The following is a 12066-nucleotide window of genomic DNA, read 5'->3' on the forward strand; positions in this document are numbered from 1 at the left end:
CCGATTGACGTTCAGTCCAGCTTCGCAAGCACCCGTTCGCCAAAGTCTGCGGCCAGATCGCACCACTGCGGGCGGCTATCGACAAACACGCTGGCCCCTGCGCCGTGCGTGCCCTTGTCCCGGTAGCCGCTGATGATGTCGATGGCTTCCTGCGGGTCGTAGCCAGGCTTGATGGTGAAAACGCTCGACAGGATGATTTCGGGCGGTGTTGCGCGGCCGATTTTCTCGCAATGCGCGTGCAGATAAGCGAGCGCCGCGTCGATATCCTCTTCCTCGGCAAGTGAGACTGTACGCGCCGTGGCGGTTACCGATGCCGAGGCGAAGAAGGGATGCCAGGCATCGCCAAGCTCAACCGCGCGGCGGATCGCCCGGCGACTGTTGCCACCGACGAGCAATGGCGGGTGCGGGGACTGGACCGGCACAGGGCGCATGCGGTTGCCCGGTGCGGAGTAGCCGGTGCCTTCAAATTCGAAGTCCTCACCGGTCCAGGCCAGTTTCATGGCCTTGATATATTCGTCCATGATGTCGTTGCGGGCGTCGAAATCGACCCCCAGCGCCTTGTATTCTGCCTTCAGATAGCCCGCGCCCATGCCCAGAATGACCCGACCGTTCGAGAAGACGTCAAGGCTGGCCACGGCCCGCGCGGTGATGAAGGGATTGCGATAAGGCAGGACAAGAATGTTGGTCTGCAGCTTCAGCTTCGTCGTCACTGCTGCAATCAGCGACAGCATGACGAACGGATCTTGAGCATAGTGCCCGCCATTGTCGAGCCAGCGCGTTCCCGGGACCGGATGATCGGTGACGCAGCCGGCTGAAAATCCCGCAGCTTCCGCCGTCTGGCAGATCTGGGTGACCGCCTCCATCGAGATGAACTCGTCAGGATATTGGATGTGATCAAAGGGCAGGCTGATGCTGACGGGGAATGTCATGAAGCTATCTCTCCCGGTGCTGAACTAGCCTTGTCTCGGCATTTCAGGGGGCAGCACCCACTTCCCACTATCGTTGCGAATCCAGCCGCCGCTAGCCCATGTCCCGCCATCGACCGGAATGATCGTCCCAGTGATGTAGGAAGCCAGCGGTGAGGCCAGGAATGCGACAAGGTTGCCGCATTCGTGATCGATTCCGGCGCGTCCTGCCGGGATGCGTCGGCGGAGGATCTCTCCGCGCGCTCCGCCCATGTCGGGCCAGGAGGCTTCATCGACTGGGCCGGTGAAATTGCCCATGGTTCCCGGCGTGACGGTGAAGTCCGGCGCGATGGCGTTCACACGGATGGCGTGCTCCGATAATTCGACCGCGAGCGTCCGAGTCAGGTTGTTGATACCCGCCTTGCACGCGGCATAGACGGCATAGCCCGGCGCGGCGCGGCTTGCCTCGATCGAGGTGACGTTGACGATGGCGCCGCCGCCCGCCGCGATCAGGTGCGGGATCGCTGCCGATGTCGCCGCGAGGTTGGATACAAAATTGAGATCGATGTGCCGCCGCCAGTTCTTTTCCGCCAGATCGGAAAAGGCGCGCCATGTCACGCCGCCGGCATTGTTGACGAGGATGTCGAGCCGCCCGAACTCCGTTGCCACTGCCGCCACGGCATCGGTGACAACCTGCATATCCATGACATTGCCGGTGATTCCGACCGCTTTTCGACCCATTGCTTGAACTTGCCCGACAACTTCGTCGCAGCGTTCGGGCACGATGTCGATCACCGCCACATTGGCGCCCGCCGCCGCCAGCGCTAGCGCTGATGCCCGGCCAATGCCGCCGCCGCCGCCAGTGACGAAGGCAGCCTTGCCGCTAAGATCGATCTGAGGCTTTTCCATTTGGGTCACCCGTGCTGTCGCAGGAACAGGCCGCGCGCATCGTCAAGATCGGCAGGTTCATCGATATCGCGTGCCAAAGCGCCGCGTTCGATCCGCCGCATGGCAAGGCCGATGCGGGCCGCTTCGGCAAGGTGCCGCTCGCAGCTGCCGGGGCCGTAATGGTAGGCAAAGTTCATCGCGGCGGGCAGGGGCAGCGACAGGGCATTGGTCCCAGTGCCATGCCGGTCGGGCGCTATTCCTGCACAGGAAGGCGGCAATTCGGTAAGCGCGAGTACGTCTGCGGCTATGACCTGCGGTAGGTCGGCAGCAAGAGACACGATCCGCGTGGCACCTTCCGCGGCCAACACCTGCCGCGCGTGATCTAGCGCCGCGTTCAGCCCACCGGACGGTTCCGCGATGACGAGGATGTCCGCGTCGATATCGGCCGGAGCCCACCCGACAATTGCCACCCTGCCAGCCCCGACGGCTTCACTCGCTGCATCAATCGCTGTGCGCAGCATCCGCGCCGCTAGCCGGTTGCGGTCATAAGCGGACAAGGCACCAGCCAGCCGGCCTTTGGCCGTGCTAGTCGTCTTGGCCGGGATGACGACCCAGGTGGTCAAGGCAGCGCCGGCGCTGTTGTCAGGCCGGTAAAACGGATCCCCGCACCATCGCCGCCATAATTCTTGTTCATGTAGATGAGGATCGAGGTCAGCGCCTCGGCCGCTGCTGCATTGACCAGCGCTCCGCCAGCCAGCCCGCGCAGTTCCATGTCCTCGCACAGGCCAATGACGACCTTGCGCGCCTCGACATCGTCGGAGAACACCAGCACGTCGCAATCAACCTTGCCATCGTGATCCAGCTTGTGCGCGGCGACCGAATGGAAGGCACTGACCAGTCGCACGCCTTCGCCAAGGTGCGCCTGCGCTTCCGCTGCGGCGCTGCCGGCTGCGGGCAATTGCACTCGCATCACCTTGGGCGGGACGAGCGGGACGGTGGCGTCGACGACGATGGCGCCGCCAACCTTGTCCTTGATCTGTGCCAGAGTGCTGGCGTGGGCCGAATAGGGAACCGTGACGATGACAACGTCCTGACCCTGCGCCGCGTCTTCATTGGCCGCGCCGCCGGCTGCGCCAATCTCTGCCGCCGCCGCTTGCGCGCTTTCCGCCGCACGGCTGCCGATCGTCACTTCATGGCCAGCCTTGGCGAGACGCCTGGCGATAGCCTTGCCCAAAGCGCCTGTGCCGCCGATTAGGCCGATCCTTGACATGCAAATATCCTTTCCCTTCCCACTCTGGCTGAATTGAGCCAATGGGCATAGCGGTCATCTCGTTATGCGCCGGGGTGAGCAACGCAAGCTGAAAGCCTCTGATTGTGACTTTATCACTGCCCACTATGTCCGTGGAATTGCTCCCGGCAATGCCGCAATTCGCCGCTGGTGACGATGTCGCCGGGGCGATTGTCGCATGTGCAGCGCGCGCGGGGGTGACAATTGGTGCGGATGACGTGGTTGTTGTCGCGCAAAAGATCGTTTCGAAGGCCGAAGGGCGTGCAGTCGATCTGGGTTCGGTCCATGCCGATCCGCAAGCTCTTGAACTTGCGGCCCTGACCGGGCGGGAACCGGCACTCGCCCAGCTTGTCCTCGACGAAGCGCAGTCAGTCATGCGCGCGACCCCGCAGGCAATAATCACCCGGCACCGAACCGGGCATGTTACGGCCAATTCCGGAATCGATGCTTCGAATGTCGATGGCGGGCAGGTTCTACTCTGGCCGCGAAACCCGGATGCTTCGGCTCGCGCTATCCGCGCCGCGCTTCCCGGCAAGCCTGCGGTGATTATCGCTGACAGCCTTGGGCGGGCATGGCGGCAGGGAACACTTGGTACGGCCATCGGCTGTGCTGGTCTGGTCCACACAGATGACCGGAGAGGTCAAACGGACATGTTCGGGCGCACGTTACAGGCGACCGTCGTGGCGATTGCCGATGCGCTGGCCGCTTTTGCCGTGCTGGCTATGGGCGAAGGGGCAGAAGGCACGCCAGTAGCCGTTCTGCGCGGTGCCGGACGATGGATCACCCGCGACGATGGCGAAGGTGCCGCCGCAATCATGCGTCCCACAGCAGGCGATCTGTTTCCGTGAGCGGCCACGTTCTTGCTCTTTCCGGTGGGGTGGGCGGGGCCAAGCTCGCTGCCGGCCTTGCTGACGTACTCGAACCGGGGCGGCTGACCGTCGCGGTCAACACCGGGGACGATTTCGAACACCTTGGCCTGACGATCTGCCCGGATATCGATTCCGTACTCTACACGATGGCTGGCCTGAACGACCGCCAGCGCGGGTGGGGCATGACGAATGAATCCTGGCACATGATGGAGCAACTCCGCGCGCTGGGCGAAGAAGACTGGTTCAACCTCGGTGACCGCGACCTTGCCACACATATTGCCCGGACATGGCGGCTGCGCGCGGGGGGCACACTTTCCGAAGTCACCGCGCACCTTGCTCGCTCGCTCGGCATTGCCCAGCAAATCGTGCCGATGAGCGACGATCCAGTGCGGACACAGGTCCTCACTGACAATGGCTGGACGGACTTCCAGCGCTGGTTCGTGGGCGAGCAGTGCGGGCCTACAGTCTCGGATATCCGCTTTTCCGGGACCCCCGGCGCAGCGATGTCGTCGGGTTTTTCGCAGGCATTGGCGCGGGAAGACCTTGCCGCGATTGTCCTGTGCCCGTCGAACCCCTTCCTCAGCGTCGATCCCGTTCTCGCCGTCGATGGTGTGCGCGACACGCTGATGCAGCGCACCGTTCCCTGCATTGCCGTTTCACCGCTGATTGGCGGGCGCGCGCTCAAAGGTCCCCTGTCAAAACTGTTGTCAGAACGCGATCTTCAGCGGGGTAATCTGGACATAGCGGCGCACTATGGCGCGCTGGTTGACCACATCGTCATAGATCGCGGTGACGGTGATGACGCTCCCGCCTTGCGCGAAGCCGGTCACGCAGTCACCTTAGCGGAAACGCTGATGAGATCGGCGGCGGATCAGGAGCGGCTTGCCCGTGACGTCCTGGCCGCGGTCGGAGTGGAGTTTTGAAGTGGACGTTCGCCAAGGAACGATGGGCGCCAGTCTGAAGGCGCGGCTAGCCGACATGCCGACCGAGGCGCTGCTGCAAGAGGCGCGCGCGCGCCGCGATGATCGCGGTCCGGCGCGGATGACCTACAGCCGCAAGGTCTTCATCCCGTTGACCCGGCTCTGCGCTGACGTCTGCCATTACTGCACCTTTGCGACCACGCCCTCACAGCTTCCTGCGCCTTACTTGAGCGTCGAGGAAGTGCTCGAGATCGCGCGGGAAGGGGCGGCGTCGGGTTGCAAGGAAGCCTTGTTCACCCTCGGCGATGCCCCCGAACGGCGCTATGCCGCCGCGCGTGAATGGCTCGCGGAACGCGGATTTGCCCGTACGATCGACTATGTGCGGCACTGCACCGAACGGGTGCTGAGCGAGACGGGATTGCTGCCGCATGTAAATGCCGGCGTGCTGGATCAGGCAGATTACGAAATGCTCCGCCCGTTTGCGGCGAGCTGCGGGCTGATGCTCGAAACCACGGCCGACCGACTGGGCGACAAGGGCGGCCCGCACTTCGGTTCGCCTGACAAGGTGCCCGCCGTGCGCCTTGCCTCGCTCGAGGCAGCAGGGCGCGCGCAAATGCCCACCACCAGCGGCATCCTTGTCGGCATTGGCGAGACCGAGGAAGAACGCATCGAGGCGCTGACTGCGCTGAATGATCTCCACCGCCGCTACGGCCACTTGCAGGAAGTCATCGTCCAGAACTTCTGTGCCAAGGATGGCACGAAGATGGCCGGGATGCCGGGCGTTTCGGACGAGGAATTCCTTCGCGCGCTGGCATTGGCGCGGATCATCATGGACGATAGCGTTTCTGTGCAGGCTCCGCCAAACCTGAACGATGCGCGATTGGGTCGTCTGATCGAAGCCGGCATCGACGATTGGGGCGGCATCTCGCCGGTCACGCGCGATCATGTGAACCCTGAGGCCCCGTGGCCGGAGATCGCCAGGCTGGAGCAGATTTGCGCCTCGGCAGGCCGGCCACTGGTCGAACGGCTGACGGTCTATCCCCGATACATCGCTGAACCCGGCTGGCTCGACGATGCGATCCGTCCCGCCATGCTCAGGCTGGCGGACAGTGAGTGGCTGGGCCGGGATTCTGCCTGGAGCCCGGGGATGGCGGAGGCCGCGCCGTCAGGCCCGGATTCGCCGCTCGGCCGGATCATGCCGGGTCCGGTATCGATGCAGCTCCATGCCTTGCTGGACCGCGCCGCCGACGGGCACGAACTCTCCGAAGCCGAAATCGTCACCCTGTTTTCCGCTCGCGGCGCGCAGGCGCAGGCGGTGGTCGAGGCGGCGGACGCCTTGCGGGCCGAGACGCGCGGCGACGAGGTGACCTATGTGGTCAATCGGAACATCAACTATACCAACATCTGCACCTACACTTGCTCGTTCTGCGCCTTTTCCAAGACCAGTTCCAAGGCGGGCTTCCGTGATAAGCCTTATGATCTCGACCCCTCTGAAGTGGCCGAACGCGCTCGCGAGGCCGTTGCGAAGGGCGCGACCGAGGTTTGCCTCCAAGGCGGGATCCACCCGCGTTACACGGGCGAGACCTATGCCGGCATATTGCGGGCAGTGAAGCAGGCCTGTCCGGACTTGCATGTTCACGCCTTCTCGCCGCTGGAAGTGCATCAGGGCGCGACGACGCTGGGCATGAGCGTCAGCGATTTCCTGTCAATGCTCAAGGATGCAGGCCTTGGCTCGCTGCCGGGGACGGCGGCGGAAATCCTCGACGACGAAGTGCGGCAGGTGATCTGTCCGGACAAGCTGACGACGCAGCTGTGGCTCGATATCGTCGGCGCGGCGCACAGGATCGGCCTGCCGACCACTTCGACGATCATGTTCGGCCATATCGAAACACCAAACCACTGGGCGCGGCACTTGCTCGCGATCCGGCGGCTTCAGGGCGAGACGGGCGGTTTTACGGAGTTCGTGCCGCTGCCGTTGGTCCACATGGAATCGCCGATGTACCGGCGCGGGCAGAGCCGCAAGGGGCCGACATGGCGCGAGGCGGTGATGATCCATGCAGTGTCGCGCATCGTGCTGCACACGCGGATATCCTCGATTCAGTGCTCGTGGGTGAAGCTGGGTGCCGACGGCGCGGCGGCGATGCTGTCTGCGGGATGCAACGATCTGGGCGGTGTATTGATGAACGAAAGCATCAGCCGCGCTGCTGGGGCGAGCCACGGACAGGAACTGACGGTCGATAGCCTGGAAGCAATCGCCAAGGCTGCGGGCCGTACTCTGCGCCAGCGCACGACGCTTTATGGCCGGGTGAAGGAACCCGTCTGAATGCGCTTATTGCCGCGCAAAAACTCGTAGGCTGGAGATCTTTCCTTCGCCGTCGACGCGGTAGTGGTTCGTCGTGAGCCGCACCGAACCGTCAGGAAGTTTTGCCTCAATCTCCACCGCCACACCGTCAGGCGCGACGAACCATTCGAGCGGCGTGGGCGAGGGCTGACCGGCGCTGAACACCATCGCCTGAAATTCCCGGATTTCCGCTGGTCCTGACATCATTTTGCCGTTCGGGACGGTATAGGTCGCCCCCTCGGCAAACAGCGACACGAAGCCATCCAGATCGCGCGCGCGAACGGCGGCGACATAGGCCTCGACCGTCTCGCGCCCGCTGCGCACGGTCTTTCCCGCAGCCCGGCGAAGGCGCGTGAGCAAGACTTCGCTCGCGGCAACCAGCCCGTCACGCGCAGCGACCTCGCCGGTGGGCAGGGCGCGGGCGTGGTCGACGTCTTTTCGGAGCAGGTCGTGCAGGTCCATGTGATCGCGGCCCGGGGCGATGAAACCGGGAGCGACCCGCAGGGCAAAGCTCTGCGCCGATCCGGCCATGAAGGCGTCGATCAGCTGCTGACGGTCGAAGCCCATATCGACACCGATGTCGATTATCGCCGCTGACATGCCGTAATTCGCAATGGAAATCAGGTTGTTGAGCAGCTTGGCCTGCTGCCCCCGCCCGACCGGGCCGAGATGCGCCATCGCCTTGCTGATCGCCTCAAGCCAAGGCCGGGCCTTGGTAAAATCCGCATCGCTCGCGCCGATGAACAGCGAAAGCTGGCCCTCGAGTGCTGCTGGCCCGCCGCCCGAAACGCCAACATCGACAAAGCCGACGCCGCGGCGTGCAGCAAGTTCCGCCTGCCGCACGGCGAGGTCTGGTGCCACGGTCGAATGAAGGATGACCACCCCGCCTTTACCCAGCGCCTCGTAGAGCTTTCCGCCATCGGCAAGCGCCTCAAGCTGCGCGTCGGTGCGCACGCAGATGCCCAGAAACTCGCTGGAACGCGCGGTTTCCAGCGGGTCGGCGCAGCGCGTGGTGCCGGGCTCGTCAAAGGCATCGAGCATTTCAGGCGAGACGTCGCAGCCGGTGACTTCAAAGCCGCAGCGCGCCAAACGCCGTGCAATCGGCGCGCCCATGCTGCCCAGTCCGATGAACCCTGCCTTCATTTTCCCGAATCCTCGCCTGTCATTGGCAGAGGAATTGCCGATCCGGCCTGGCAAGGACAGTCGCCCGCCAAAGCCATCGCCGGTGCGGCAGGCGGATCACATCCTGCTGATTTGCTCCCACACTGCATCGGGCATGCAAGTGTATTCAAGGTAGTGCCCAAAGGCCTTGCGCCCGTCGAGGTAGGCAAAGCTGAGTGCGCCCGGTCCGGAATTGCGCTCGAACACCAGCGGCAGGTCCTGTTCGTCGACCGCCTTGCGGAACGCATCGTAGTCGGGAACGCGCAGGCAGATGTGATGGAAGCGCATCTTGCCGCCATTGTCCTTGGCATTGGCATAGGCACCGGTCTCGTCGATCTCGACCTCGATCAGTTCGTACTGGACGCCGCCGTGCATGAACATCGAGATCCGGCTCTTCTGGCGCTTCGGACCCTCGGGCGTGTCCACCATCTGGTCGACCGGAATGATCATGGGGTCCTTGGTCAATCCGCGGGCCTTGAACTCGGCGATGGCGGCTTCGATGTCGTCGCAGACGTAGCCGTTCTGGTAATGGGTGCCGATCAGCATCTGAATTCTCCCTTAGCCTTCACGGGCCACGTCGTAGCGCGACAGATACCGTTCGAAGAGTGGTTCGAGGCTCTCCTTGGTCACGCCGTACTGCGCCAGCTTGTATTCGTGGCGGCCGAACTTGTCCTGCGGGTTGTCGTTCACCCATTGCTGGACGCCTGCCTCGGCAGCGCTGGTCCATTCATCGCCCAGCGCGGCATAGACTTTCTTGGTTGTGCCCACCGGGTCCGAGACCATGTCGGCGTAGTGGACGTCGATGATCTTGTCCTCGCCGAACTTGTCGCGGAAATCCATGATCCGGTTGGCGTGCTCGGCGGCCTGCCAGGGATAGTCCTTGCCAAGCCATTCGGCATCGATCTTGCCGAGATGGCCCATGTGACTGAGCGAAATGACGCTCATTAGCGAACCCGTTGCGGTGAACGGATCGCGGTGCGTCCAGATCACGCGGGCATCGGGATAGATCTTGAAGATCGTTTCCAGCCACAGCGCATGGCTGGGCTTTTTCACGTTCCAGACGCCGCCGGCATGGTGCTGCAGCACCTGCAGGAACTTCTTGTGGTATTCATAGGCGCTGGTCATGTCGCAGGAGAAGATGAACTCCTTGTAGGCCGGCAGCACGCCTTTGCTCTCGATCATCAGCGTCTTGAAGTCGTGCGCCATGAAGAACACGCATTCGTTGGGATAGACCGCCGATCCGCGGTAATACTTGCCCATCGCCGGATTGGCAGCGAGCGCCGCCTTTTCCGCTTCCAGACGAGCCAAGGCGCGCGGGTCCTGCCTCAGCATGGCCGATGAAGAGACGGGCGGCACCGGATCATCGATTTCCCAGGTCAGAGGCGAACGGCGCGCCGGATCGGCAGCCAGAAGGTTGCTCATCAACGTGGTGCCGGTGCGCGGTACGCCCATGACGAAGACCGGGCGTTCTATCGGCCGATCGAGCAGTTCGGGGTTCTGGCGGAGGTAGTCCGAAACCTTCAGGCGTCCGCGCAGGTAGTGGCCGATATCGTTGCGCACCCGCGCAAAACCACCCTCGCTGTAATTGTCTGCATGGACGTTGACGTCCGCGATCAGGACGTCGAGTCCTTCGCGGTAGGTGTCGCTGTCAAAGTCCTGAATGCCGGTGGCCGCGCGGGCCTCGTCGATCAGGGCGTCTGCGTGAAGCAGGTCGGCCATGGTATCTCTCCCAAGTGTCGCTGCGCCGCCGGGGCGTCTCGACGCGCAATTAGGGAGGCTGGGGCGGGCGGGGGCAATGGCGCTGCTGCGCTATAACGGGTCAAACAATCGAAATCTGGCCATTACCCGTCAAGCGCGCGCAGCTGCCGCTGGCGGAACTGGCTGGGGCTGGTGCCAACCGCGCGGCGGAAGGCGAAGGTGAAGCTCGAAGGGCTCGCGTACCCCATGGCAAAGGCGATGGCCTTCACGCTTTCCCCTGAAGCGAGCATTCGCTTGGCCGTTTCCATGCGCCTGCGCTCGACATAGTCACCAATGGAGCAGGCCCGGCTGGTGCGGAAGCCGCGCGTCAATTGGCGGACCGAAAGGTTGCAGATCCTCGCCAGCTCAACGAGCGAAGGGGCGACCGGATTGTCGGCGATCCGCTCATCGATAAGACGCAGTCGCCACGATGCGAGTCCGCCGGTCAGCACGGCCTCTTCCGCCTCTAGGCAGAAGCGCGTGATTTCTACGGCCAACTCGCCGGTCAGAGCCTCCACCATGGAATCGCTGGCAAATCCGGGGTGGCTGACCTCCTCGGTCAGGCGGAACAGCAGGTTGCGGATGCGGGCATTGGTGATGTCGAGCGTCGCGCCAAGCAGGGCATCGGTCCAGTCAAGGCTTCGGCCCACCACGGCGTCGATCGCGCTGCGGTCAATCGCGCATAGCAGCGAGGATTGCTTGCCGCTCTCGCCCCGAACCTGCAGCGTTTCGCCGGGCGGGATCAGGAAGATGTCCCCCAGCCGGTCAAGCCGGTGCTTGCCCCAGCGTTCGGGGTATCCGGCGCGGGCCTGCAAGGGGCGCGGGGTGAGGCACATGTTGATGCGGTAACGATGCGCGTCATGCAGCATGCCGCCGGTCGGCGCCGGTATGTCATAACGCACGATCCGCGCCTCCAGCGCGCGGCCGGTCAGTTCCGCGTCGACGATTTCGCGGGGCCGACCTGGCGCGGAGGCGGCTTGACCCGGCGCGGTCATGATTGTGTCTCTAATTGCATCATGCGGCCCGATATCTACACTGTGCGGCGTTGCCTGCAAGCACTGCGGAGCGGAAACTCTCGCCCACAACAAACATGACTGCGCCGGCCCGTCCGGCAGCGCGAAACCGGAGAGGATATACCCATGGCTAAAGGCCTGTTCGACTGCACTGGCAAGGTGACCCTGGTAACCGGCGGCAACGGCGGCATCGGCCTTGGCTTTGCCATGGGCGTCGCCAAGCAGGGCGGCGATATCGCCATCTGGGCGCGCAATGCGGAGAAGAACGCAGCGGCCAAGGCTGAGCTGATTGCAGCCGGGGCAGGCCGGGTGGAAACCTACATCGTCGATGTTTCGAGTGAAGCGGCAATCCTTGCCGGCTACGAACAGCTGGTGCAGGATTTTGGCCGCATCGATTGCGTTTTTGCCAATTCGGGGGCCTCGCCGCGCTACAATTCGATCTTCGACATGCCGACCGAGCACTGGTTCGAATTCCAGAACACCGCGCTGCATGGCGCGTTCTTCACCCTGCGCGAGGGCGCCCGCCACATGAAGGCGCGGGCCGAGGCTGGTGAGCCGGGCGGAAGCCTTGTCGCCTGCGGATCGGGCTCGCTGTATCAGGGACTTCCGGGCAAGCAGGAATATGCCGCATCGAAGTGCGCGGTTGCCGGCGTAATCCGGTGCCTGGCCAGCGAAATGGGCGAATTCGGTGTGCGCGCCAATGTCGTGGCGCCGGGCCTGATCCTGACACCGATGATGGGCCCTTCGGATGGCCCGGCGGCGCAGTATCTGACCAAGCAATATGCTCCGCAGACCCCGATGCGCCGTCTGGGCGCGCCTGAGGACTTCGAAGGCGTGGGCGCTTATCTCTGCTCCGACGCCAGCTCGTTCCTCAGCGGGCAGACCATCTACATCGATGGCGGCTACCAGATCCGTCCCTGATTGCGCCCTTGCGGGAGAGAAAC

At 63.7% G+C, this 12066-nt stretch carries 12 protein-coding genes; 4 read left to right on the forward strand and 8 right to left on the reverse strand.

All coding sequences use genetic code 11. The features are described 5' to 3' along the window. Positions 1–11 precede the first annotated feature (11 nt). Genes WG900_RS08695 through npdG form a run of 4 tightly spaced genes read right to left on the reverse strand, consistent with a single transcriptional unit; the run spans position 12 to position 3063 of the window. Positions 12–929 carry a TIGR03619 family F420-dependent LLM class oxidoreductase gene (locus WG900_RS08695; RefSeq protein ID WP_339966358.1) on the reverse strand — a complete coding sequence of 306 codons (918 nt, stop codon included), beginning with the start codon at positions 927–929 and terminating at the stop codon, positions 12–14. A gap of 24 nt (positions 930–953) precedes the next feature. After that, positions 954–1814 (reverse strand): SDR family NAD(P)-dependent oxidoreductase, encoded by an 861-nt coding sequence (locus WG900_RS08700; RefSeq protein ID WP_339966360.1) that lies wholly within the window; start codon positions 1812–1814, stop codon positions 954–956. Between the two features lie 5 nt (positions 1815–1819). Further along, positions 1820–2416 carry a 2-phospho-L-lactate guanylyltransferase gene (cofC, locus tag WG900_RS08705; protein WP_339966362.1) on the reverse strand — a complete coding sequence of 199 codons (597 nt, stop codon included), beginning with the start codon at positions 2414–2416 and terminating at the stop codon, positions 1820–1822. Next, complete coding sequence (npdG, locus tag WG900_RS08710) at positions 2413–3063, reverse strand: NADPH-dependent F420 reductase (protein ID WP_339966364.1); 651 nt, start codon at positions 3061–3063, stop codon at positions 2413–2415. The genes cofC and npdG overlap by 4 nt, the downstream gene beginning before the upstream one ends. Before the next feature lie 125 nt (positions 3064–3188). Between npdG and cofE the strand changes: the two genes are divergently transcribed. The 3 genes from cofE to cofH are packed head-to-tail and all read left to right on the forward strand — an operon-like array spanning position 3189 to position 7193. After that, entirely contained in the window at positions 3189–3929 is a 741-nt protein-coding gene (gene cofE / locus WG900_RS08715) for a coenzyme F420-0:L-glutamate ligase (RefSeq protein WP_339966366.1), read from the forward strand. Beyond that, positions 3926–4873, forward strand: coding sequence for a 2-phospho-L-lactate transferase (gene cofD, locus WG900_RS08720; RefSeq protein ID WP_339966368.1), 948 nt, complete (start codon positions 3926–3928; stop codon positions 4871–4873). Before cofE ends, cofD begins: the two co-directional genes overlap by 4 nt. 1 nt (position 4874) lies before the next feature. Further along, positions 4875–7193, forward strand: coding sequence for a 5-amino-6-(D-ribitylamino)uracil--L-tyrosine 4-hydroxyphenyl transferase CofH (gene cofH / locus WG900_RS08725; RefSeq protein ID WP_339966370.1), 2319 nt, complete (start codon positions 4875–4877; stop codon positions 7191–7193). A 6-nt stretch (positions 7194–7199) separates the two neighbouring features. Here the strand turns inward: cofH and WG900_RS08730 are convergent, their stop codons facing one another. The 4 genes from WG900_RS08730 to WG900_RS08745 form a co-directional block, all read right to left on the reverse strand. Further along, positions 7200–8354 (reverse strand): NAD(P)-binding domain-containing protein, encoded by a 1155-nt coding sequence (locus WG900_RS08730; protein ID WP_339966372.1) that lies wholly within the window; start codon positions 8352–8354, stop codon positions 7200–7202. Between the two features lie 96 nt (positions 8355–8450). Then, complete coding sequence (locus WG900_RS08735) at positions 8451–8918, reverse strand: VOC family protein (RefSeq protein WP_339966374.1); 468 nt, start codon at positions 8916–8918, stop codon at positions 8451–8453. A gap of 12 nt (positions 8919–8930) precedes the next feature. After that, positions 8931–10091: a sulfotransferase family protein gene (locus WG900_RS08740; RefSeq protein WP_339966376.1), complete on the reverse strand. Its 1161-nt coding sequence runs from the start codon at positions 10089–10091 to the stop codon at positions 8931–8933. Between the two features lie 122 nt (positions 10092–10213). Continuing rightward, on the reverse strand, positions 10214–11104 hold the full coding sequence (locus WG900_RS08745) for a helix-turn-helix transcriptional regulator (RefSeq protein WP_339966378.1): 891 nt from the start codon (positions 11102–11104) through the stop codon (positions 10214–10216). Between the two features lie 144 nt (positions 11105–11248). On the opposite strand from WG900_RS08745, the gene WG900_RS08750 reads away from it, so the two are divergent. Further along, complete coding sequence (locus WG900_RS08750) at positions 11249–12043, forward strand: SDR family NAD(P)-dependent oxidoreductase (protein WP_339966380.1); 795 nt, start codon at positions 11249–11251, stop codon at positions 12041–12043. The last annotated feature ends 23 nt before the right edge of the window (positions 12044–12066 follow it).

Origin of the sequence: Novosphingobium aquae, assembly GCF_037572715.1 — a bacterium.
In the GTDB taxonomy this organism is placed as follows: Bacteria; Pseudomonadota; Alphaproteobacteria; order Sphingomonadales; family Sphingomonadaceae; genus Novosphingobium; species Novosphingobium aquae.